Here is a 21,354-nt window from a genome sequence, read left to right as displayed (position 1 = left end):
GAAGGTTCACCGCCGCGTGCAAAGAGACTTGCCGGGGCGATGGTCCGGCTGATTAATGCGGGCATGGACAGTTCGAGCAAAACCTATGTCGTGGGACAGGCCGAGATCGCGGCGCGGCCGCTGGAGGCGGCGCTCTATCTCGTGGCGACGCCGATCGGAAACCTCGGCGACATCACGCTGCGCGCGCTGGAGACGCTGGCCGGCGCGGACGTGCTCGCCTGCGAGGACACCAGGGTGACGCGCGTGCTGCTCGACCGCTACGGCATCCGCCAGCGGCCGATCGCCTACCACGAGCACAACGCGGCGGAAGCCGGGCCGCGGCTGGTCGCGGCGCTGGAGGAAGGCAAGAGCGTGGCGCTGGTGTCGGACGCCGGCACGCCGCTGGTGTCCGATCCGGGCTTCAGGCTGGTCGAGCAGGCGCAGGCAGCCGGCGTCAGGGTGGTGCCGGTGCCGGGTCCGTCGGCGGTGCTGGCGGCGCTGACGGCGTCCGGCCTGCCATCGGACGCCTTCCTGTTCGCCGGCTTCCTGCCGGTCAAGGACGGCCAGAAGCGGTCGCGGCTGGAAGAGCTGAAGGCCGCGCCCGCGACGCTCGTCTTCTTCGAATCGCCGCGGCGGCTGGCCGAGACGCTCGTCGCCATGGCCGAGGTCTATGGCGACAGGCGCGCGGCGATCGGGCGCGAGCTGACCAAGACCTTCGAGGAGATGCGCACCGGCACGCTGGCCAACCTTGCCGCGCACTATGCCGAGGCCGCCACGCCGAAGGGCGAGATCGTCGTCTGCGTCGGCCCGCCGGAAGGCAAGGCGGACAGCGTCGAGGACGTCGACCGGCTGCTGACGTCGCTCGCCGCCGAGATGCCGGCGTCGAAGGCGGCGGCGGAGGCCGCCAGGATGACCGGCCAGCCCAAGCAGGCGCTCTACCGCCGGCTGCTGGACCTGCGCGATGGCTGACAAGCGCGAAGGGCGCGGGCCGGATGCCGACACGGCGCTGAAGCTGCGCCGCAAGGCCTACCGGCGCGGACATTCGAGCGAATGGCTGGCGGCGGCGGCGCTGATGCTCAAGGGATTTCGCATCGTCGCCAGGCGATACAGGACAAAACTCGGCGAGATCGACCTGATCGCAAGGCGCGGCGACCTCGTGCTGATCGTCGAGGTGAAGGCGCGCAGGACGCTGAGGGAGGCGATGGACGCCATCGCGCACCAGTCCGAACGGCGCATCGAGGGCGCCGCGGACCTCTGGCTGATGCGGCAGAAGGATCATGCCAAGCTGTCGGTGCGCTTCGACATGGTGGCCGTGCTGCCCTGGCGCTGGCCGGTGCATGTCGAGAACATCTTTCACGGCCGAGGTTGAGACGTCGGATGACGCCGGCTCGGCCGGCTGACGCCGGAAAAGCTTGAAACCTTGCCCGCAGCCGGCTATCGGCAGCCCGCCGCACGCGATGTGGCCAAGGAGACCACGATGACGACCCTTCCCGACCGGCTGAGCAACGACCCCAGAAGCCCCTTCTACAACGAGGAACTCCTGGAGCGCGGCGTCGGCATCCGCTTCAACGGCAAGGAGCGCACGGACGTCAGCGAATATTGCGTGAGCGAAGGCTGGATCCGCGCGCAGGCCGGCAATTCCAAGGACCGCTTCGGCCAGCCGATGACGATCAAGCTCAAGGGCGTGGTGGAAGCGTTCGTGCCGGAGTGACGGAGCGGCCATCGCATCCGGCCTTGATCTGGATGCGGCGGGTGAGCCTCACCGCGCGCTCACCCGCATCGGCAGCCCGCCCTGCGGCTGCGTCGTCAGCTTCTGCACCGGCCATGGATCCGTCTGCGGCGTGGTGTCGAAGCGGAAGCGGCTCATCAGGACGGCAAGCGCGATGACGGCCTCCTGCATGGCGAAGCTCGCGCCGATGCAGACGCGCGGTCCCGCGCCGAACGGCAGGTACTGGTAGCGGTCGATCTTCTCGCGGTTTCCCGGGTGGAACCGCGACGGCATGAAGGCGTCGGGGTTCTCCCAGAGTTTCCTGTGGCGGTGCACGGTCCACGGCATCACCAGGACGGACGCTTTCGGTGGGATCCAGAGGTCGCGCCATTGCTCGGGGACGATGGGCTCGCGGTTGATCGACGGCGCCGGCGGATAGAGCCTGAGCGCTTCCTCGAAGGCGGCGCGCGCCAGCGGCATGGCGTCGACCCATTTCGTCGGGTCGGGCTCGCGCGCCAGGACGGCGTCGATCTCCCGCTCGATGGGCCCGCGCTCCCACGGCGATTCGGCGAGGCAGTAGAGCGTCCAGCCGAGCGCGCGCGCCGTCGTCTCGTGGCCGGCGCCGATGAAGGTGATGATATTGTCCTCGACCTCGCCGCGCGTCAGGCCGCCCGGTCCCTCGGCGCGCAGCAGAAGGGTCAGGAAATCCTCGGGCGCGCCGTCGGGATCGCTGGCCATGCGGGCACGGCGCATCTCCATCGTGTCGGCGACGATCTTGCGGAAATAGGCCATCGTCTTGCGGCCGCGGATGCGGGTGAGGCGCGGAAGCCATTCGGGCGCGCGCAGCAGGTCGAGCGGGTCGACGCGGCCCATCGTCTCGAACAGCCGGTCGATCTGGTGGGCGAAGCTGCCGGGCTCGCCCGCGATCTCGCCCGAGAACAGCGTCTCGGCGAGGATGTCGTAGGTGAGGTTGGTCATGTCGACGGCGATGTCGTGCACGCCGCCGCCCTCGTAGCGGTCGGCGAAGGCTTTCGTGCGCTCGAGCATCGGCCCGGCGAAGCCGAAGATGTGGCGTGGCGTGAAGACGGGCGCCATCGCCTTGCGCGAGCGCTTCCACACGTCGCCCTCGGCCGTCAGCAGCCCGTCGCGCAGGATCGGGCGCAGGATCAGCTGGCGCACCGTTGCCATCCTGTAGTTCTTCGCGTTGTCGACGAGCACGTGGCGGATCAGCGCGGGATCGTTGGCGACGACCAGCGGCCCGCCGACGCCGCTGACCGAAACCCAGGGTTCGTTGTAGGAGGGCTCGCCCCACAGTTCGAGCGGGTTCTTGTAGACGATGCGCATCATCTGCAGCATCGAGGGCGGCTCGGTGCGCGGCGAAGGCGCCGGCGGAACGAAGGGGGTGGGCGTCCTGTCCATGATCTTTTCCGCGTGTCTCGCCAGATGTAGTACGCGCCGCCGCCGACGGCCATACGCGGGCGCCGGCCGGCCGCGCGGGCGGCCGAATCCCGGAGCGTTCGGCCATACCGGGTTTTCCCAAGGCGAAACGCCTGTAAACCTTGGAAAAACCACCTTTCGGACCTATATCTGGAGCATGTCCAGCCGCCCGATTCGGGGCCGGTGATCGCCGCATTTTCCGCAGCAGTCCGACGAAAGCATTTCATGACCGACCAGACCGAGAACGTTTCCGGCGCGGGCACCGACTACGGCGCCGATTCCATCAAGGTTTTGAAGGGGTTGGATGCCGTCCGCAAACGCCCCGGCATGTATATCGGCGACACCGACGACGGCTCGGGCCTGCACCACATGGTGTACGAGGTCGTCGACAATGCGATCGACGAGGCGCTGGCCGGCCATGCCGACCTCGTGACGGTGACGCTGAACCCCGACGGCTCCTGCACGGTGACCGACAACGGGCGCGGGATTCCGACCGATATCCACCCCTCGGAGGGGATTTCCGCTGCGGAAGTCATCATGACGCAGCTGCATGCCGGCGGCAAATTCGACCAGAACTCCTACAAGGTGTCGGGCGGCCTGCACGGCGTCGGCGTCTCGGTCGTCAACGCGCTGTCGTCCTGGTTGCGGCTGAAGATCCGCCGCAACGGCACCATCCACGAGATGAGCTTCACGCACGGCAATCCCGACGGGCCGCTGGCGGCGACCGGCGCCTACCAGGAGGACAAGCAGCCCGGCCTCAACGAGGGGCGCTCCGGCAGCGAGGTCACCTTCATGCCGTCGAGCGAGACCTTCACCATGGTCGAGTTCGACTATTCGACGCTCGAGCACCGGCTGCGCGAGCTGGCGCTCTTGAATTCCGGCGTGCGCATCGTGCTGACCGACGCGCGCCATGCCGACGTGAAGTCGCTGGAACTGCTCTACGACGGCGGCCTGATCGAGTTCGTCAAATATCTCGACCGCGCCAAGAAGCCGCTGATCGCCCAGCCGATCGCCATCAGGGCCGAACGGGACGGCATTTCCGTCGAGGTCGCGATGTGGTGGAACGACAGCTATCACGAGAACGTGCTGGCCTTCACCAACAACATCCCGCAGCGCGACGGCGGCACGCACCTTGCCGGCTTCCGCGGGGCGCTGACCCGGCAGATCACCGGCTACGGCGAGACGTCTGGGCTGACCAAGAAGGAAAAGGTCTCGCTGACGGGCGACGACTGCCGCGAGGGGCTGACGGCCGTGCTGTCGGTCAAGGTCCCGGATCCGAAGTTCTCGTCGCAGACCAAGGACAAGCTGGTGTCGTCGGAAGTGCGGCCGGTGGTCGAGAGCCTGGTCAACGAGGCGCTGGGCACCTGGCTCGAGGAGCATCCGTCGGAGGGCAAGGTCGTCGTCGAGAAGGTGATCCAGGCGGCCGCGGCCCGCGAGGCGGCGCGCAAGGCGCGCGACATCACCCGCAAGACGACGCTCGGCGTGACGTCGCTGCCCGGCAAGCTCGCCGACTGCCAGGAGCGCGACCCCGCGAAGTCCGAACTGTTCATCGTCGAGGGCGACTCGGCGGGCGGCTCGGCCAAGGGCGGGCGTTCGCGCCAGAACCAGGCGATCCTGCCGCTGCGCGGCAAGATCCTGAACGTCGAGCGCGTGCGCTTCGACCGCATGCTCAGCTCCGACATGATCGGCACGATGATCACCGCGCTCGGCACCGGCATCGGCAGCGACGAGTTCAACCCGGACAAGCTGCGCTACCACAAGATCATCATCATGACCGACGCCGACGTGGACGGCGCGCATATCAGGACGCTGCTGCTCACCTTCTTCTTCCGGCAGATGCCGGCGCTGATCGAGCGCGGCCACCTCTACATAGCGCAGCCGCCGCTCTACAAGGTGAGCCGTGGCAAGAGCTCGCAGTATCTCAAGGACGAGCAGGCCTTCGAGGAATACCTGATCGGGATCGGCCTGGAAGAGGCGACGCTGGTGCTCGGTAACGGCGAGGCGCGCGCCGGCCAGGATCTTCGCGCCGTCGTGGACGATGCGCTCGCCGTTCGCTCGCTGATCAACGGGCTGCACACGCGCTACAACCGCTCGGTGGTCGAGCAGGCGGCGATCGCCGGGGCGCTGAACGCCTCGGTCCTCACCGACCTCGGTGCCGCGGCCAAGATGGCCGAGACCGTCGCGGCAAGGCTGGACGCGATCGCCGAGGACACCGAGCGCGGCTGGACCGGACGGCTCTCGCCGTCGAACGAAGGCAGCGGCGGTTATGTGTTCGAGCGCACCGTGCGCGGCGTCAAGGAATTCGCGCAGCTCGACGTGGCGCTGATCAACTCGGCCGACGCGCGCGCTCTCGACCGCTACGCGGCGCGCCTGGGCGAGGTCTATGCGCAGTCACCGCTCCTCAAGCGCAAGGAGATGTCGGAACGGGTTTCCGGGCCGCTCGCCCTGCTCGACGCCGTCTTCGCGACCGGCCGCAAGGGCCTGACGATGCAGCGCTACAAGGGCCTCGGCGAGATGAACGCCGAGCAGCTGTGGGAAACCACGCTCGATCCGAACGTGCGCTCCCTGCTGCAGGTCAAGGTGAACGACGGCACCGACGCCGACTCGCTGTTCTCGCGCCTGATGGGCGACGAGGTCGAGCCGCGCCGCGAGTTCATCCAGGAAAACGCGCTGAGCGTGGCCAACCTGGACGTCTGAGGTCGGCCGCCAGGCACGGCGCGGCCCGCCGGGTTCGCGCCGCCGCTTCCTTCGCATGGACGACGCCGGCGGATGTCGCTTGATCCGTCCCGCGTCCGATGCCGCCCACAGAATGAAACAGGATTCCGTTCGATGAACGCTACCGAGCAGAGGATCGCCGCCGTCATCGCCGGCGAGATCGGCGCCAGCGTCAGCCAGGTGGCGGCGGCCACCGCGCTGCTCGACGAAGGCGCGACCGTGCCCTTCGTCGCCCGCTACCGCAAGGAGGCGACCGGCGGGCTCGACGACACGCAACTGCGCATGCTGGCCGAGCGGCTGGCCTATCTGCGCGACTTCGAGGCGCGCCGCGCGTCGATCGTCCAGGAGATCACCAGCCAGGGCAAGATGACCGACGACCTGGCCGGAAAGCTGGCCGCGGCCGCCACCAAGGCGGAGATCGAGGATCTCTACGCGCCCTACAAGCCGAAGCGCCGCACGCGCGCCGAGATCGCGCGCGAGCGCGGCCTGCAGCCTCTCGCCGACCTGATCTTCGACGACCGCAGCACCGATCCGCAGAAGGCCGCCGAGCGTTTCGTCGCCGGCGAGGTGGCGGACGCCAAGGCGGCGCTCGACGGCGCGCGCGACATCCTGGCCGAACGCTTCGCCGAGGAGGCGGAGCTTGTCGGCCGGCTGCGCGGCTACATGAAGGACAATGCGGTCGTCGTGGCCAAGGTGCTCGACGGCAAGGCGGAGGCCGGCGCCAAGTTTTCCGACTATTTCGACTATTCCGAGAAATGGTCGACGGTGCCGAGCCACCGCGCGCTGGCCATCTTCCGTGGCCGCAACGACGACGTGCTGTCGGTCGAGATCGTCGTCGATGCCGGCGACACGTCGCCGGTCAGGCCGGTGGAGCGGATGATCGCCCACGCCTTCTCGATCGGCGGCGCGTCGGCGGCCGACGCCTGGCTGATGCAGGTCGTCGGCTGGACATGGCGGGTGAAGCTGTCGCTGCAGATGACGCTCGACCTGACGCGCGACCTGCGCGAGCGCGCCGAGGAAGAGGCGATCCGCGTCTTCGCGCGCAACCTGAAGGACCTGATGCTGGCAGCACCCGCCGGCACGCGGCCGACGCTCGGGCTCGATCCCGGCATCCGCACCGGCGTGAAGGTGGCGGCGCTGGACGCAACCGGCAAGGTGCTGGAGACAACCACGATCTATCCGTTCCAGCCGAAGAACGACGTGCGCGGCGCGCAGGCGGAACTCGCCCGCCTGATCGTGAAGCACGGGATCGAATTGATCGCCATCGGCAACGGCACGGCGAGCCGCGAGACCGAGAAGCTGGTGGGCGACCTCCTGGCCGACATGCCGGCGCCGAAGCCGACCAAGGTGATCGTGTCGGAGGCCGGCGCCTCGGTCTATTCGGCCTCCGAACTGGCGGCCGCCGAATTTCCCGGCCTCGACGTCTCGCTGCGCGGCGCGATCTCGATCGGCCGCCGCCTGCAGGATCCGCTTGCCGAACTGGTGAAGGTGGAGCCGAAGGCGATCGGCGTCGGCCAGTACCAGCACGACGTCGACCAGTATCGCCTGGCGAAGGCGCTCGACGCGGTGGTCGAGGACGCGGTGAACGGCGTCGGTGTCGACCTCAACACGGCGTCGGCCCCGCTGCTTGCCCGCGTGTCGGGCCTCGGCCAGTCGGTCGCCGAGGCGATCGTCCTGCACCGCGACACGCAGGGACCGTTCCGGAGCCGCGGCGAACTGCTGTCGGTGCCCCGGCTCGGCGCGCGCACCTTCGAGCAATGCGCCGGCTTCCTGCGCATCCGCGACGGCCAGGAGGCGCTCGACGCCTCGTCGGTGCACCCGGAGGCCTATCCGGTGGCGCGAAAGATCGTGGCGGCCTGCGGGCGCGACATCCGCGCGCTGATGGGCGACGGGGCTGCGCTGCGCAAGCTCGAACCCCAGGTTTTCGTCGACGAGCGCTTCGGCCTGCCGACGGTGAAGGACATTCTTGCCGAGCTGGAGAAGCCCGGCCGCGACCCGCGCCCGAGCTTCAAGACGGCGACCTTCGCCGACGGGATCGACGACATCAAGGACCTGAAGCCCGGCATGCTGCTGGAGGGGACGGTGACCAACGTCGCCGCCTTCGGCGCCTTCGTGGACGTCGGCGTGCACCAGGACGGGCTGGTGCATGTCTCACAGATCGCCGACCGCTTCGTGAAGGACCCGAACGAGGTGGTGAAGGTCGGCCAGGTGGTCAAGGTGAAGGTCGTCGAGGTCGACGTCGCCCGCAAGCGGATCGGCCTGTCGATGCGCAAGGACGCCGGCGCGGGCGGGCGCGACGGCCAGGGCGCCGGACCGAACCGGGGGGCGCGCAATGACGGGCGCGCAAACAACGCGGCCAAGGGCGGCGGCAACCGCAAGCCCGCGCAGGAACAGAAGTCGCTGGGCGGGCTTGGCGAGGCGCTTTTGAGGGCTCAGAAGCGCTGACTGCGGATCGCCCCGGGCAAGCCCGGGGCGATGTCAGTAGCTGGTCAGGCAAGGCCCTCGGCGCGCAGGGCCTGCTGTACGGCCGGGCGGGCGCCCACCGTCCCGAGAAAGCGCTGGATATTGGCGAAGGACGACAGGTCGATGCCGACCAGCCGTGCCCAGCCGAGGATGGTCCAGAGATAGGCGTCGGCGGCGGTGAAATCATCGCCCGTCAGGTAGGGACGGCCTTCCAGCTTGCCGTCGACATAGGCAAGGCGCCTGCCGAGCAGTTCGCGGTTGATTTCCTTGGTGGCCTCGGGCGTGTTGGGTTTGAAGAAGGAGCCGAAGACCTTGTGCAGTTCGGTGGCGACGAAGGCGAGCCACTGCTGCACGCGGTAGCGTTCCATGACCCCGGCAGCCGGCATCAGGCCGGTCTCCGGCTTCTGGTCGGCGAGGTACTGCACCAGCACCGAGGCTTCGGTCATCAGCTCGCCGTCCGGCAGGACCAGCGCCGGCACGTAGCCGTTCGGGTTGGTGTCGAGGAAGTTGGTGTCGGCTTCCGTGGATTTCGTCTTGCCGTCCACCTTGACGAGTTCGAGCTCGAGGCCGGCCTCGCGGGCGACGATATGCGGCGCGAGTGAACAGGCGCCGGGCATGTAGAAGAGTTTCATTTTTTGGAAGGGCTCCGGATGATGGATGCGGGCGCCTTCGCATGCGCGCGGCGGCGTGCATAGGGCAGTTTCGGTGAACGCTATGTCTCGGCGGCTGTTGCGACAAACGGCGCCGCCACGATGCGGCGACCTGGGCGCCTCAGGAAGCTGGCGCGACCGCGACGTTGTCGATCAGCCTGACCTCGCCGAGCCAGACGGCGGCGAGCAGCCGCGCGGGCTCCGACGCGCGCTCGAGCGTCGCGAGCGTCGCCTGCGACCTTAGCTCGATGTAGTCGACAGCGCCGAACCCGGCGCGGCCGAGCGCGTTGCGGGCGTCGGCGAGCAGCGGGGCGGCGGCGGCGCCGGCGGCAAGCTTTTCCGCCGCGTCGAACAGCACCGCGGCAAGGCGCGGCGCGAGCGCGCGCTCCTCCGGCGAAAGCCGCACGTTGCGCGACGACATGGCGAGCCCGTCCGCCTCGCGGACGGTCGGGCAGGCGATCACCTCGATCGCGATGTCGAGGTCGTGCGCCATGCGGCGCACCACGTGCAGCTGCTGGAAATCCTTCTCGCCGAAGAAGGCGCAGTCGGCGCCCGACTGCAGGAAGAGCTTGGCGACCACCGTGGCAACGCCGTCGAAATGGCCGGGACGGAAAGCGCCTTCCATGCCCTCGCTCGCTCCGTCGACCGAAACGGTCGTCGAAAAACCCTGCGGATAGATCGCCTCGGCGTCAGGCGCATAGAGCAGATGCGCGCCCGCGACGGCGAGCTTGGCGGCGTCGCTCTCCTCGGTGCGCGGGTAGGCCGCGAGGTCGGCCGGACTGTTGAACTGTTTCGGGTTGACGAACAGGGTGACGATGACGCGGTCGGTTCTCGCCAGCCCGGCGCGGACAAGGCTGATATGCCCGTCATGCAGGGCGCCCATGGTCGGAACGAGGCCGACGGACAGGCCTTCGGCGCGCCAGCCGGAAACGGCCGCGCGCAGCGCCTGAACAGTCCTGGCGATCGAGACGGCCATCAGGCTGTCGTCCCTGGTGCGACGTCGGAAAAGACGTGTTCGGGGGCAGGGAACCGGCGCGCGCGCACATCGTCGCAATAGGCCGCGACCGCCTCGGCGGCGGCCTGCCCGAGTTCGCCGTAGCGCCTGACGAATTTCGGCCGGAAGTCGGTGAACAGGCCGAGCATGTCGTCGACGACGAGGATCTGGCCGTCGCAGGCCGCCGATGCGCCGATGCCGATCGTCGGGATGTCGATGTCGGCGGTGATGGCGCGGGCGAGCGTTTCGGGCACCTTCTCCAGGACGACGGCGAAGGCGCCGGCATCGGCGACCGCGCTCGCGTCGGCGGCGATCCTGGCGGCGTCCGCGCCGCGCCCCTGCACCGCATAGCCACCGAACGTGTTGACGGCTTGCGGCGTCAGGCCGACATGCGCCATGACCGGGATGCCGCGCGCGACGAGGAAGCGGATCGTCTCGGCCATGTCGACGCCGCCCTCGAGCTTGACGGCGGCGCAGCCCGTCTCGGCCATGACGCGGGCTGCGTTGCGGAACGCCTGCGCGGGACTTTCCTCATAGGTGCCGAACGGCATGTCGATGACGAGCAGCGCGTTCTCCACGCCGCGCCTGACCGCCTGGCCGTGCAGGATCATCATGTCGAGCGTGACGGCGAGCGTGGACGGCAGGCCGTGCAGCACCATGCCGACGCTGTCGCCGACCAGGACGATGTCGCAGTGGCGGTCGACGATACGAGCGACCGGCGTGGTGTAGGCCGTCAGGCAGGCGAGGGGCGCGCCGCCCTTCCTCGCGCGGATGGATTTCGGGCTGGCCCCGCTCGCCTGGGCGGCGGCGCTCACGGCGTCTTCCGGGGCAGAGAAAATGAGGTGGCGGTCGACATCGGCGGCTCCGTCCCGAGGGGTCTGGCCTGAACCGGCTTCCTGGGGACGCGGTTCCGGCTTCGCGCTCAAGCGTGTCGCGCATGAGCGTGGCCGCGTTTGCCACAATTTTGTGCAAGTACGAAGAAGGAAAGATGCCGCAGCGTGAACCCGGCAGCCGGCGCTACACGGCGGTCGTCGCCAGCCGGCTGGCGACGAGGGCGGCGAGGCGGTCCGCCACTTCGTCCTTGGAGAGTTCGGGCCATTCCTCGACGCCGGCCCTGGAGACGACCTTCACGCGGTTTCGGTCGCCGCCCATGACGCCGCCCGAACTGGTGCCGGCAGTGCCGACGTCGTTGGCGACGATGAGGTCCGCGCCCTTCTTCTTCAGCTTGGCTTCGGCGTTCTTCAGCACGTTCTGTGTCTCGGCGGCGAAGCCGATGACCAGCCAGGGCCGCTTCCTGTGGTGGCCGACGGTGGCAAGGATGTCGGGGTTCTCGACCATCTTAAGCGCCGGCGGTCCCTTGCCGGCGACCTTCTTGATCTTCTGTCCGGCCGAATCGGCGGTTCGCCAGTCGGCGACCGCCGCGACGAAGATCGCGGCGTCCGCCGGCAGCAACTGCTCGACCGCGTCGCGCATTTCCTCGGCGCGCTCGACATGCACGGTCTTGACGCCGAGGGGGTCCGGGATGGTGACCGGGCCGGAAACCAGGCGGACGTCGGCGCCGAGCCGGGCGAGCGCGGCGGCAATCGCATGGCCCTGCTTGCCCGACGAGCGGTTGGCGATGTAGCGCACCGGGTCGATCGGCTCGTGCGTCGGGCCGGAGGTGACGATGATCTTCTTGCCGGCGAGCGGCTTGGGGCGGCTGTCGAAAACAGTCTCGATCGCCGCGACGATCTCCAGCGGTTCGGCCATGCGGCCGGCGCCGGCCTCGCCGCTCTCGGCCATTTCGCCGCTGTTGGGCCCGACGAAGGCGATGCCGTCCTTTTCGAGCGTCCCGCGGTTGCGCCGGGTGGCGGCGTGCGTCCACATCCTCGGGTTCATGGCGGGCGCCATCAGCACCTTCTTGTCGGTCGCCAGCAGGACGGTTGAGGCGAGGTCGTTGGCTAGGCCGCCGGCGAGCTTCGCCATCAGGTCTGCGGTGGCCGGCGCGACGACGATCAGGTCGGCTTCGCGCGACAGGCGGATATGGCCGACATCGTGCTCGTCCTGGCGGTCGAACAGGTCGGTGAAGACATGATCGGCGGTGAGCGCGCCGACCGAGAGCGGGGTGACGAACTCCTGCGCGGCCGCCGTCATCACGCAGCGCACCGCCGCGCCGCGCTCGCGCAGCCGGCGGATCAGGTCGAGCGACTTGTAGGCGGCGATGCCGCCGCCGATGACGAGCAGGATGCGCTTTCCGGAAAGGGTCATGGCCACCGTCATGCCGGCTTCAGCGCCGGCTTGATGTCGGTATGGACGAAATCGTCGCCCTTGAACAGAAGGGGGAGATTGCGGGACTTTGCCAAGGCGTAGGCGAAGCAGTCGCCCATGTTCAGTACTGCTGCCCTGCCACTGCCTCTGCCATATCGAGCATAGGCATCACGGGCGATCGCGAGTTGCCCGGCGTCAAAGGGAACGATTTCCGGTTCGACCAAATCCAGTAACTCATCCACCTGACGCGCTTTCATCGGAAAGTTGTCACGAACGGACACACAGTACGTCTCGTGAACCGTCGCTGCACTAACCATTGGTGAAGCCGTCCGGTCCAGATAGACCCTGAACATATCGGCGTCCGGCTCGCGCAGCAGCACAGAGATGATGGCCGAGGTATCGATGACGAAGCCGCTCACCGAAGGCCTTCATCCCACATTTCGTCGCTGACCTGCTTCAGGTCGAAAGGCTCGGTAGGCTTTGCGCCCAACTTGCGCAACTCGTCGAGGATCGGTTTCCGCCGGCGACCAACAGGCGTAGCGACGCCGCGGGCGAGCGCGTCGCGCGCCTCCTGTTCCATCGAGACGCCGCGATCGGCTGCTCGCCTGCGCAATTCACGCTTCAGGTCGTCGGGGACATTGCGGATCATCATAGTGGCCATTATGAAGTCTCCAATGCTAGCAATGTAAGCATTGCTAGCATTGCAGTCAAATCAGCTGATCTGCCAGCCGATCCAGACCAGCGCCAGCGCGATGACCCAGAGCGCCACGCGGCCCCAGCGGGCGGCGCGCGCCTCGGCCTTGCCGATGGCGCGGGCCGTCTCCTCGTCGAAGCGCAGGCCGTTCTCGGCCATGGCGTCAAACTCGCGCGACAGGCGCTCGGCGCGGTGGGCGAGGTCGGGCGCCTGGCGGGCCAGCGAGACCAGCGCGCCGACGCCTTCGCGGGCGTCGTCGAGCATGCCCCTGGGGCCGAGGTTCTCGCGGATCCAGGCGCCGACGACGGGCTCGGACGTCTTCCACATGTTGAAATGCGGATCGAGTGTGCGCGCCACGCCCTCGACGACCACCATCGTCTTCTGCAGCAGAACGAGTTCGGGCCGGGTCTCCATGTCGAACAGGTCGGTCACCTCGAACAGCAGCGTCAGCAGGCGCGCCATCGAGATCGTCTCGGCCGGCTGGCCATGGATCGGCTCGCCGATGGCGCGTATGGCCTGAGCGAAGGCGTCGACATTGTGGGTGCGCGGCACGTAGCCGGCCTCGAAATGCACCTCCGCGACACGGTGGTAGTCGCGCGTGATGAATCCGTAGAGGATCTCGGCGAGGAAGCGCCGCTCCTTCTTGCCGAGCCGCCCGGTGATGCCGAAATCGACGCCGACGATGGTGCCGTCCGGCTCGACGAACAGGTTGCCGGGATGCATGTCGGCATGGAAGAAGCCGTCGCGCAGCGTGTGGCGCAGGAACGACTGGACGAGCGTGGCGGCCAGCCCCTCGAGGTCGTGGCCGGCGGCGGCGAGCCCGGCGACATCCGACAGCTTCGTGCCCTCGATCCATTCGAGCGTCAGCACGTCGCGGCCGGTGCGCGCCCAGTCGACGGCCGGCACGCGGAAGCCCGGATCATCCCTGGTGTTCTCGCCGATCTCGGACAGCGCCGCGGCCTCGAGCCTCAGATCCATCTCGATCTTGGTGGTCTGGGCGAGCGTACGGGTCACCTCGACTGGACGCAGCCGGCGGGTTGCCGGGATGTAGCGCTCCTGCATGCGCGCGGCGAGGAAATAGGAGTCGAGGTCTCGCTGGAACGCGCGGCGCACGCCCGGCCGGATGACCTTGACCGCCAGCTTGACGGGCTTGCCGTCGCGCTCGACCTCGGCCGGGTGGACCTGGGCTATCGACGCGGCGGCGACCGGTTCGCCGAGCGTGATGAAGAGGTCCCCGACGGGCCGGCCGAGCGAGCCTTCGATCGCCGATACCGAATCGGCCATCGGGAAGGTTTCCATGCGGTCCTGCAGCAAGGCGAGGTCGATGGCGATGTCGTTGCCGACGACGTCGGGGCGCGTGGCGAGGAACTGGCCGAGCTTGACGTAGGACGGGCCGAGGCGCGCGATCGCCGCCGCCAGCCGGTCGCTGCGCCCGCGGCGCAGGGCGCGCCGCTTGGTGAACAGTCGCGCGACGCGCCAGCCGAACTTCGGCAGGCCTGACAACTGGTCGCCAGGCATCGCCGCGACGACGCCTTCGCGCACCATGATCCAGCCGGCCCGTGCCAGCCTGAGCGCCGCTGCGACGTCACTCATGGCGCGATGTCCGCCGAAATCCGCGTCAAAGCTTCCAGCCCGAATGCAGGGCGGCGATGCCGCCAGTGTAGTTGCGGAACGTGACGCGGTCGAAGCCGGCCTGGCGGATCATCGCCGCGAAGCTCTCCTGGTTGGGGAACTTGCGGATCGATTCGACCAGGTAGGAATACGGCTCGCTTTCGCCCGTCACGACCTGGCCGATGCGCGGGATGGCATTGAACGACCAGGCCTCGTAGGCGCGGTCGAGCAGCGGCATGTCGACTTCGGAGAATTCCAGGCAGAGGAAGCGGCCGCCGGGCTTCAGCACGCGGAAGGCCTCGGCGAGCGCCACGTCGATGCGCGGCACGTTGCGGATGCCGAAGGCGATCGTGTAGGCGTCGAAGGTCTCGTCGGCGAAGGGCAGTTCCTCGGCATTGGCCTCGACGAAGTCGACGGCGTCGGCGTAGCCCTTCTTTTCGGCGCGGTCGCGGCCGACCGCCAGCATCGAGCCGTTGATGTCGAGGACCGTCGCGCGGGCATGGCCGTGCGAGGCATCGACGATGCGAAAGGCGATGTCGCCGGTACCGCCGGCGACGTCGAGCACGCGCCAGCCGTCGCGCTTCGGCGGATTGAGGAAGGCGACCATGGCGTCCTTCCACAAGCGGTGCAGCCCGCCCGACATAAGGTCGTTCATCAGGTCGTAGCGGCCGGCGACCTTGTGGAAGACCTCGTTGACGAGCGGCTGCTTGGCGCCTTCGTCGACGCTTTTGAAGCCGTAGGAGGTCGCCATATCCTGGGCGGCGGTGGAACGTTGTTCTGACATTATCGTGTACCAATACAAGGCGGCCGGACCATAGCCGATCACTTCCGGCGACGCTATGGTTGCCGGCGCGGTGTTCGGCCGCGCCGGGCGGGCGTCAACCCAAGCTCATATATGGAACCAGCATGCCTTTGAAAGCGGAACTGCACTGCCACATCGAGGGGGCGGCGTCGCCGGAACTCGTCATCCGCCAGGCGACGAAATACGGCAGGGACGCGTCGCCCTTCATCCGGGACGGCGCTTTCGTCTGGCATGACTTCACCTCCTTCCTCGCCGCCTATGACTTTTCCGCCGATCTCTTCCGCACGGAGGACGACTATGCGCGGTTGTCCGAGCACTACCTGACGAGCCTGGCGCGCGACGGCGCGGTCTATTCGGAGTTCTTCATCTCGCCCGACCATGCGCTGAAGGCGGGACTGTCGCCGGCCGCCTATGCCGACGCCCTCGGCGAGGGGATCGTCAGGGCGAGAGCCAAGACCGGCATCGAGGCGCGCATGATCGTCACCGGCGTGCGCCATGTCGGCATCGAGGCGGTTGAGCAGGCCGCGCGTTTCGCCGTGAAATGCGGCAATCCGCTGGTGACCGGCCTCGGCCTCGCCGGCGACGAGCGGATCGGCGGCTTCGACGATTTCGTGCGCGCCTTCGAGATCGCGCGCGAGGCCGGACTGGGCATCACCGTGCATGCCGGCGAACTCACCGGGTGGCAGACCGTGGCAGCCGCGCTCGACCACATCCGGCCCTCGCGCATCGGCCACGGCGTCCGGGCGATCGAGAACCCGGACCTCGTCAAACGCATCGCCGACGAGGGCGTGGTGCTGGAATGCTGCCCGGGCTCGAACGTCGCGCTGGCGGTCTTCCCCAGTTTCGCCGAACACCCGTTTCCGGCGCTGATGGCGGCCGGATGCAAGGTGACGCTGAATTCGGACGACCCGCCCTATTTCCATACGTCCCTGAAGCGCGAATACGACATCGCGTCCGTGCACTTCGGCATGAGCGACAAGGCGCTGCTGGGCGTCACCAGGACGGCCATCGAGGCGGCTTTCGTCGACCGCAAGACCAAGCAGGCGCTGCTGGCGAAGCTCGGCCGGGCCGGCCAACGCCGCTGAAAATTGTGGTCGGCTGCGGCTAGGCCGTTTCTTGCGCGGAGCAATCCCGCTAGGGTCGGCCAAAAGCCACGGTTCCAGGAGAGTTCCCATGAAAAGCGTCACGGTGGTCGACCATCCGCTCGTGCAGCACAAGCTGACGATCATGCGCGACAAGGAAACCTCCACCGCGGGATTCCGGCGGCTGCTGCGCGAGATTTCGCTGCTGCTGGGCTACGAGGTGACGCGCAACCTCGAACTGACCACCAAGACGATCGAGACGCCGCTGCAAACCATGGAGGCGCCGACGCTGGAGGGCAAGAAGCTGGTCTTCGCCTCGGTGCTCCGGGCTGGAAACGGGCTGCTCGAGGGCCTTCTCGACCTGGTGCCGGCGGCGCGCGTCGCGCATGTCGGCCTCTACCGCGACCACGACACGCTGCAAGCGGTCGAGTACTTCTTCAAGGCGCCGAGCGACCTTGGCGACCGCCTGGTGATCGTCGTCGACCCGATGCTCGCGACGGCCAATTCGGCGATCGCGGCGATCGACATGCTGAAGGGGCGCGGCGCCACCAATTTGCGGTTCCTGTGCCTGCTCGCGGCGCCGGAGGGCATCGAGCGCTTCACCGCCGCGCATCCCGACGTGCCGGTCTTCACCGCCTCGATCGACGAGCGGCTGAACGAGAAGGGCTATATCGTGCCCGGCCTCGGCGACGCGGGCGACCGCATGTACGGCACGAAGTAGCGGCGTTTACCCACCGTTAACACAACCGCCGGAAACCGCGAGGTTCCGGCGGCCATCGCGGCCGCCGTTAAGGCCGCGATGGCCGCCGACGGCTATGATCGGGCCGACTAACCGGTCCCGGACATGCTGCGCAAGCTGATCATCCTCGTCGTCTGTGCCGTCGCCTCGGCGTCGGTGCCGCTTCTGTACGAGCGCAACCCCGATCTCTTCCGCCGCCTGCTGGGCCAGGCCGGGGAAACCCAGGCCGCGCCGCAGACGATCGCCAAGGCCGAGATACGCACGGCGAATGCGCCCGCGCCGACCACCGAGGTGCTGCTCGGACGAAAGGTGCGCATCGCCGCCGACGGTCAGGGCCACTTCAGCGCGGATTTCCGGCTGAACGGGCGCAGCGTCGACGCGCTGGTCGACACCGGCGCGACGCTGGTGGCGATGAATGCGTCGACGGCGCGCCGGGTCGGCATCAAGGTCATGCCGGCCGATTTCAAATACAAGGTGAGGACTGCGAACGGCGAGACCCGGGCGGCCGGCGTCACCATCGACAAGCTGCAGATCGGCCGCATCCTGGTCGAGGATGTCGAGGCCGTGGTGCTCGACGACAAGGCGCTCGATGGCACGCTGATCGGCGTCAGCTTCCTCAAGCGCCTGGCGAAATACCAGGTCGAGAACGGCGCCCTGCTGCTGGTCCAGTGACCCGGGGCAATCCCGGCCGGATTTCGCCCGTCCGGACTTGCCCTAGACGCCCGGCGCGATGCGCCTGACCACGGCCTTCTGCACCGATGGGCGCGTCCTGCCGATCGTGTAGGCGGCGCGGATCTCCCGCGCGGCCGTCTCGGCGGCGGACCGCGTTCGCGCATGGACGATGGCGAGCGGCTCGCCCTTCACCGCTTCGGCGCCGACTGGCAGCAGGCCGGTGATCCCGACCGCATGGTCGATCACGTCGTCGGGCTTGGTGCGGCCGCCACCCAGCGCGACCACGGCAAGGCCGATGTCGCGCGTCTCGATGCCGGTGACATGCCCGTTCTCCCCGGCCGCGACAGCGTGCTCGAAAGGCGCCTTGGGCAGATAGGCGAGGGGCCGATCCATGAAGTCGGCGGGGCCGCCGAGGGTGGCCACCATCGTCGCGAAAGCCTCGGCGGCGCGGCCGCTGTCCAGCGCGTCCGTCGCGCGCGCCATGCCTTCGCGGTTCGAGCCGGCGATGCCGGCGGCGATGAGCATCTCGGCGGCAAGCGCCATGGTGACTTCGAAAAGCCGCCTGTCGCGCCGGCGTCCGGCCAGGAAGTCGATGGCGTTGAGCACCTCGACGGCGTTGCCCGCGGCCGAGGCCAGAGGCTCGTTCATGCCGGTAATCAGCGCCGACGTGCGCGTGCCCGCGCCGTTGGCGACCTCGACCAGGCTTTTAGCGAGTTCGGTCGCGTCGCGGCTTTTCGCCATGAAGGCACCGTTGCCGACCTTGACGTCGAGCACCAGAGACTGCAGCCCTGCGGCGAGCTTCTTCGACAGGATGGAGGCGGTGATCAGCGGCACGGATTCGACCGTCGCCGTGACGTCGCGGATGGCGTAGAAACGCTTGTCGGCGGGAGCGAGCGCCGCGGTCTGGCCGATGATCGCGCAGCCGGCCGCCAGCACCGTCTTGCGGAACAGCGCATTGTCGGGCTGGCTGACATAGCCGGGAATGGCGTCCATCTTATCGAGCGTGCCGCCGGTGTGGCCGAGCCCGCGGCCGGAAATCATCGGCACGTAGGCGCCGCAGGCGGCGACGATCGGCGCCAGCATCAGCGAGACATTGTCGCCGACGCCGCCGGTGGAATGCTTGTCGGTGACCGGGCCGGGCAGGTCCGACCAGTCGAGCGTGTCGCCGGAATCGCGCATCGCGAGCGTCAGCGCGACGGCCTCGTCGCGGCTCATGCCGTTGAAGAAGACCGCCATGGCGAAGGCCGCGACCTGCCCTTCCGAAACCTTGCCGGACGAGATGCCCGCGACGAAGGCGGCGATCTCTTCCGTCGACAGCGGCTTGCCGTCGCGCTTCCTGCGGATGATCTCATGGGGCAGCACGGTCACAGCCCTTCCGCGATCGCGTGCCTGAGGATCGCCGACAGCCGCGCGCCGCCGATCGGCGCCATGTCCTTGGTCTCCTGGTGCGAGAGTTCGTCCCCCGTCATGCCGGCGGCGAGGTTGGTCACCACCGAACAGGCGGCGACGCGCAGGCCGAGGAAACGCGCGAGGATGACCTCCGGAACGGTCGACATGCCGACCGCGTCGGCGCCGAAGCCGCGCGCCATGCGGATCTCGGCGGGCGTCTCGAAGGAGGGGCCCGAGAACCACATGTAGACGCCCTGGTGGAGCGGCGTGCCGGTGGCGGTGGCGGCGTCCAGCAAGGCCTTGCGCATGCCGCCGTCATAGGCCTCGGTCAGGCCGACGAAGCGGCGGTCGGTGGGTTCGCCAAACAGCGGGTTGGAACCGGAGAAGTTGATGTGATCGGTGATCAGCATGACCGACCCGGGCGGCATGTCGGCCTGCAGCGAGCCGGCGGCGTTGGTGAGGACGAGCCTGGTGATGCCGATCGCCGCGAGCGTCTCGAGCGCCGGGCGCATGACAGCGGCGTCGCCGTGCTCGTAGTAGTGCGCGCGGCCGGCGAGCAGGAGCACCGGCCGGCCGCCGAAATGGCCCGCGACGACCTCGCCGGCGTGGCCACTGACGCCGCTTTTCGGGAAGCCCGGCAGGTCGCCATAGGGGATGCGCACGGCGTTCTCCACCTCGCCGGCGAGCGGGCCGAGGCCGGAACCGAGCACTATGGCCAGGTCGGGTTTCAGGGCGCCGAGCCGTTCGGCGAGGATGGCGGCGGCGGTCATTTCAGGATGTCCCCGGCGAAGCCGTAGGGCAGCATCTCGCCCATGGTGACGGTCTCGACGACGCCGCTTTCGTCGCAGAGGTGGAGTTTGGTTTCGGGGCGCGTGAACTCCGCCAGGCGCTGGCGGCAGCCGCCGCAGGGGGTGACCCTCGGCATGCGCTCGGCGATGACGGCGATCTCGGTGATCCTGCCGCCGCCGCCCATGATGTAGTGGCCGAGCGCGGTTGTCTCGGCGCACCAACCTTCCGGGTAGGAGGCGACCTCGACGTTGGCGCCGGAAAAGACGCGGCCGTCGTCGCAGCGCAGCGCCGCGCCGACCGAAAACTTCGAATAGGGGGCATAGGCTTTCGCCATGGCCGACTTGGCCGCAAGGAAGAGATCGTGGGACATGCTTTTTCTTCTTTCGTCCGTGTTGCGTCAGGCCGGCGAGGCTACCGTTCCTTCACATAAGGCACGCCGCCGGCGCGCGGCGGGATGGCCTTGCCAATGAAGCCGGCGAGCAGGATGACGGTGAGGATGTACGGCAGCGCCTGCATCAACTGGACGGGGACCTTGCCGATGAGCGGCAGCGGCGTTCCCTGAAGGCGGATCGAGAGCGCGTCTAGGAAGCCGAACAGCAGGCAGGCGAACATCGCCGGCACCGGTTTCCATTTGGCGAAGATCAGCGCTGCGAGCGCGATGTAGCCACGCCCGGCGGTCATGTCCTTGACGAAGCCGGCGTTCTGCGACAGCGCCATGTAGCAGCCGGCGAGCCCGGTCAGAACGCCCGTGCAGATGACGGCGCGGTAGCGCAGCCAGGTCACGGAGATACCCGCCGTGTCGACCGCCGCCGGGTTTTCGCCGACGGCGCGCAGCCTCAGGCCGAAGCGCGTCCTGAACAGCACCCACCAGGTGAACGGCACGGCGAGGAAGGCGATGTAGGCAAGCAGGGTGTGGCCGGAGAGCAGGCCGGAATAGAGCTGGCCGATGACCGGCACGTCGCGCAGCGCGTCGGCAAACGGCAGCGTGATCGCGCCGAAGCGGTCCTCGGCCGGTAGCGACGGCGTGCGGCCGCCCTGCTGGAACCAGGCCTGCCCGAGGATGATGGTCGATCCGGCGGCGATGAAGTTGATGGCGACGCCGGAGACGATCTGGTTGCCGCGATGGGTGATCGACGCGAAGCCGTGCACCAGCGCCAGGCCGACCGAGACCAGCACCGCCATGACGAGGCCGATCCACGCCGAGCCGTAGACGGCGGCGGCCGCCGCGCCGGCAAACGCTCCGGCCAGCATCTTGCCTTCGAGCCCGATGTCGAAGACGCCGGCGCGCTCGGAATAGAGGCCGGCCAGGCAGGCGAGCAGCAGCGGCACCGACACGCGGATGGTGGAGTTCAGGATGTTGATGAGGGTGTCGACGAACTCCAT

21 protein-coding genes are annotated in these 21,354 nt (G+C 68.5%); 8 read left to right on the top strand and 13 right to left on the bottom strand.

Translation table 11 applies throughout. The features are described 5' to 3' along the window. Nucleotides 1-63 precede the first annotated feature (63 nt). The 3 genes from rsmI to ABUE31_RS14400 all read left to right on the top strand — a co-directional run bounded on the left by rsmI (nt 64) and on the right by ABUE31_RS14400 (nt 1,690). Complete coding sequence (gene rsmI, locus ABUE31_RS14410; protein ID WP_367724342.1) at nt 64-948, top strand: 16S rRNA (cytidine(1402)-2'-O)-methyltransferase; 885 nt, start codon at nt 64-66, stop codon at nt 946-948. Further along, the gene (locus ABUE31_RS14405) at nt 941-1,348 is read left to right on the top strand and encodes a YraN family protein (RefSeq protein ID WP_367724341.1); all 408 of its coding nucleotides are present in this window, start codon (nt 941-943) and stop codon (nt 1,346-1,348) included. Before rsmI ends, ABUE31_RS14405 begins: the two co-directional genes overlap by 8 nt. A gap of 108 nt (nt 1,349-1,456) precedes the next feature. Continuing rightward, on the top strand, nt 1,457-1,690 hold the full coding sequence (locus tag ABUE31_RS14400) for a DUF3297 family protein (protein WP_367724340.1): 234 nt from the start codon (nt 1,457-1,459) through the stop codon (nt 1,688-1,690). Between the two features lie 48 nt (nt 1,691-1,738). Here the strand turns inward: ABUE31_RS14400 and ABUE31_RS14395 are convergent, their stop codons facing one another. Continuing rightward, entirely contained in the window at nt 1,739-3,106 is a 1,368-nt protein-coding gene (locus ABUE31_RS14395) for a cytochrome P450 (RefSeq protein WP_367724339.1), read from the bottom strand. Between the two features lie 243 nt (nt 3,107-3,349). On the opposite strand from ABUE31_RS14395, the gene gyrB reads away from it, so the two are divergent. Further along, complete coding sequence (gyrB, locus tag ABUE31_RS14390) at nt 3,350-5,821, top strand: DNA topoisomerase (ATP-hydrolyzing) subunit B (RefSeq protein WP_367724338.1); 2,472 nt, start codon at nt 3,350-3,352, stop codon at nt 5,819-5,821. A gap of 132 nt (nt 5,822-5,953) precedes the next feature. Continuing rightward, nucleotides 5,954-8,284, top strand: coding sequence for a Tex family protein (locus ABUE31_RS14385; RefSeq protein WP_367724337.1), 2,331 nt, complete (start codon nt 5,954-5,956; stop codon nt 8,282-8,284). A 44-nt stretch (nt 8,285-8,328) separates the two neighbouring features. On the opposite strand, the gene gstA is transcribed toward ABUE31_RS14385, so the two are convergent. The 8 genes from gstA to ubiE all read right to left on the bottom strand — a co-directional run bounded on the left by gstA (nt 8,329) and on the right by ubiE (nt 15,282). Further along, nucleotides 8,329-8,934 carry a glutathione transferase GstA gene (gene gstA / locus ABUE31_RS14380; RefSeq protein WP_367724336.1) on the bottom strand — a complete coding sequence of 202 codons (606 nt, stop codon included), beginning with the start codon at nt 8,932-8,934 and terminating at the stop codon, nt 8,329-8,331. Between the two features lie 139 nt (nt 8,935-9,073). Next, complete coding sequence (panC, locus tag ABUE31_RS14375; RefSeq protein ID WP_367724335.1) at nt 9,074-9,928, bottom strand: pantoate--beta-alanine ligase; 855 nt, start codon at nt 9,926-9,928, stop codon at nt 9,074-9,076. Continuing rightward, the gene (gene panB, locus ABUE31_RS14370) at nt 9,928-10,761 is read right to left on the bottom strand and encodes a 3-methyl-2-oxobutanoate hydroxymethyltransferase (RefSeq protein WP_367724334.1); all 834 of its coding nucleotides are present in this window, start codon (nt 10,759-10,761) and stop codon (nt 9,928-9,930) included. Before panB ends, panC begins: the two co-directional genes overlap by 1 nt. 202 nt (nt 10,762-10,963) lie before the next feature. Continuing rightward, the gene (gene coaBC, locus ABUE31_RS14365) at nt 10,964-12,193 is read right to left on the bottom strand and encodes a bifunctional phosphopantothenoylcysteine decarboxylase/phosphopantothenate--cysteine ligase CoaBC (RefSeq protein WP_367724333.1); all 1,230 of its coding nucleotides are present in this window, start codon (nt 12,191-12,193) and stop codon (nt 10,964-10,966) included. An 8-nt stretch (nt 12,194-12,201) separates the two neighbouring features. Continuing rightward, nucleotides 12,202-12,612, bottom strand: a complete 411-nt coding sequence (locus tag ABUE31_RS14360; RefSeq protein ID WP_367724332.1) for a type II toxin-antitoxin system VapC family toxin — start codon at nt 12,610-12,612, stop codon at nt 12,202-12,204. Next, nucleotides 12,609-12,854 carry a FitA-like ribbon-helix-helix domain-containing protein gene (locus tag ABUE31_RS14355; RefSeq protein ID WP_367724331.1) on the bottom strand — a complete coding sequence of 82 codons (246 nt, stop codon included), beginning with the start codon at nt 12,852-12,854 and terminating at the stop codon, nt 12,609-12,611. The genes ABUE31_RS14360 and ABUE31_RS14355 overlap by 4 nt, the downstream gene beginning before the upstream one ends. 51 nt (nt 12,855-12,905) lie before the next feature. Beyond that, the gene (gene ubiB / locus ABUE31_RS14350) at nt 12,906-14,480 is read right to left on the bottom strand and encodes a 2-polyprenylphenol 6-hydroxylase (protein WP_367724330.1); all 1,575 of its coding nucleotides are present in this window, start codon (nt 14,478-14,480) and stop codon (nt 12,906-12,908) included. Between the two features lie 25 nt (nt 14,481-14,505). Then, nucleotides 14,506-15,282, bottom strand: coding sequence for a bifunctional demethylmenaquinone methyltransferase/2-methoxy-6-polyprenyl-1,4-benzoquinol methylase UbiE (gene ubiE, locus ABUE31_RS14345; RefSeq protein ID WP_367724329.1), 777 nt, complete (start codon nt 15,280-15,282; stop codon nt 14,506-14,508). A gap of 122 nt (nt 15,283-15,404) precedes the next feature. On the opposite strand from ubiE, the gene ABUE31_RS14340 reads away from it, so the two are divergent. From ABUE31_RS14340 to ABUE31_RS14330, 3 genes are all read left to right on the top strand, one after another. Beyond that, a complete protein-coding gene (locus tag ABUE31_RS14340; RefSeq protein ID WP_367724328.1) occupies nt 15,405-16,385 on the top strand; it encodes an adenosine deaminase in 981 nt (326 codons plus the stop codon). Between the two features lie 88 nt (nt 16,386-16,473). Beyond that, entirely contained in the window at nt 16,474-17,103 is a 630-nt protein-coding gene (gene upp / locus ABUE31_RS14335; protein ID WP_367724327.1) for a uracil phosphoribosyltransferase, read from the top strand. 123 nt (nt 17,104-17,226) lie between these two features. Next, entirely contained in the window at nt 17,227-17,793 is a 567-nt protein-coding gene (locus ABUE31_RS14330; RefSeq protein WP_367724326.1) for a TIGR02281 family clan AA aspartic protease, read from the top strand. Nucleotides 17,794-17,835: 42 nt separating this feature from the next. Here ABUE31_RS14330 and deoA read toward each other — a convergent pair whose 3' ends face one another. Genes deoA through ABUE31_RS14310 form a run of 4 tightly spaced genes read right to left on the bottom strand, consistent with a single transcriptional unit; the run spans nt 17,836 to nt 21,354 of the window. Next, complete coding sequence (gene deoA, locus ABUE31_RS14325) at nt 17,836-19,155, bottom strand: thymidine phosphorylase (RefSeq protein WP_367724628.1); 1,320 nt, start codon at nt 19,153-19,155, stop codon at nt 17,836-17,838. A 2-nt stretch (nt 19,156-19,157) separates the two neighbouring features. Continuing rightward, nucleotides 19,158-19,952, bottom strand: a complete 795-nt coding sequence (locus ABUE31_RS14320) for a purine-nucleoside phosphorylase (protein ID WP_367724325.1) — start codon at nt 19,950-19,952, stop codon at nt 19,158-19,160. Continuing rightward, nucleotides 19,949-20,341: a cytidine deaminase gene (gene cdd / locus ABUE31_RS14315; RefSeq protein WP_367724324.1), complete on the bottom strand. Its 393-nt coding sequence runs from the start codon at nt 20,339-20,341 to the stop codon at nt 19,949-19,951. Before cdd ends, ABUE31_RS14320 begins: the two co-directional genes overlap by 4 nt. 41 nt (nt 20,342-20,382) lie before the next feature. Next, nucleotides 20,383-21,354 (bottom strand): ABC transporter permease, encoded by a 972-nt coding sequence (locus tag ABUE31_RS14310; RefSeq protein WP_367724323.1) that lies wholly within the window; start codon nt 21,352-21,354, stop codon nt 20,383-20,385.

Source organism: Mesorhizobium marinum, from assembly GCF_040813675.1.
Lineage (GTDB): Bacteria > Pseudomonadota > Alphaproteobacteria > Rhizobiales > Rhizobiaceae > Mesorhizobium_K > Mesorhizobium_K marinum.
This window is presented reverse-complemented; position numbering and strand designations above follow the sequence as displayed.

What these genes read in the sequence shown, in the direction of transcription:
- ABUE31_RS14355 (WP_367724331.1), bottom strand. Translation starts at nt 12,854, where the DNA reads ATGGCCACTATGATGATCCGCAATGTCCCCGACGACCTGAAGCGTGAA.
- gyrB (WP_367724338.1), top strand. Translation starts at nt 3,350, where the DNA reads ATGACCGACCAGACCGAGAACGTTTCCGGCGCGGGCACCGACTACGGC.
- ABUE31_RS14340 (WP_367724328.1), top strand. Translation starts at nt 15,405, where the DNA reads ATGCCTTTGAAAGCGGAACTGCACTGCCACATCGAGGGGGCGGCGTCG.
- ABUE31_RS14385 (WP_367724337.1), top strand. Translation starts at nt 5,954, where the DNA reads ATGAACGCTACCGAGCAGAGGATCGCCGCCGTCATCGCCGGCGAGATC.
- ubiB (WP_367724330.1), bottom strand. Translation starts at nt 14,480, where the DNA reads ATGAGTGACGTCGCAGCGGCGCTCAGGCTGGCACGGGCCGGCTGGATC.
- ABUE31_RS14310 (WP_367724323.1), bottom strand. Translation starts at nt 21,354, where the DNA reads ATGGAGTTCGTCGACACCCTCATCAACATCCTGAACTCCACCATCCGC.
- ubiE (WP_367724329.1), bottom strand. Translation starts at nt 15,282, where the DNA reads ATGTCAGAACAACGTTCCACCGCCGCCCAGGATATGGCGACCTCCTAC.
- ABUE31_RS14395 (WP_367724339.1), bottom strand. Translation starts at nt 3,106, where the DNA reads ATGGACAGGACGCCCACCCCCTTCGTTCCGCCGGCGCCTTCGCCGCGC.
- gstA (WP_367724336.1), bottom strand. Translation starts at nt 8,934, where the DNA reads ATGAAACTCTTCTACATGCCCGGCGCCTGTTCACTCGCGCCGCATATC.
- panC (WP_367724335.1), bottom strand. Translation starts at nt 9,928, where the DNA reads ATGGCCGTCTCGATCGCCAGGACTGTTCAGGCGCTGCGCGCGGCCGTT.
- ABUE31_RS14330 (WP_367724326.1), top strand. Translation starts at nt 17,227, where the DNA reads ATGCTGCGCAAGCTGATCATCCTCGTCGTCTGTGCCGTCGCCTCGGCG.
- upp (WP_367724327.1), top strand. Translation starts at nt 16,474, where the DNA reads ATGAAAAGCGTCACGGTGGTCGACCATCCGCTCGTGCAGCACAAGCTG.
- ABUE31_RS14400 (WP_367724340.1), top strand. Translation starts at nt 1,457, where the DNA reads ATGACGACCCTTCCCGACCGGCTGAGCAACGACCCCAGAAGCCCCTTC.
- cdd (WP_367724324.1), bottom strand. Translation starts at nt 20,341, where the DNA reads ATGTCCCACGATCTCTTCCTTGCGGCCAAGTCGGCCATGGCGAAAGCC.
- rsmI (WP_367724342.1), top strand. Translation starts at nt 64, where the DNA reads ATGGACAGTTCGAGCAAAACCTATGTCGTGGGACAGGCCGAGATCGCG.
- ABUE31_RS14405 (WP_367724341.1), top strand. Translation starts at nt 941, where the DNA reads ATGGCTGACAAGCGCGAAGGGCGCGGGCCGGATGCCGACACGGCGCTG.
- coaBC (WP_367724333.1), bottom strand. Translation starts at nt 12,193, where the DNA reads ATGACCCTTTCCGGAAAGCGCATCCTGCTCGTCATCGGCGGCGGCATC.
- ABUE31_RS14320 (WP_367724325.1), bottom strand. Translation starts at nt 19,952, where the DNA reads ATGACCGCCGCCGCCATCCTCGCCGAACGGCTCGGCGCCCTGAAACCC.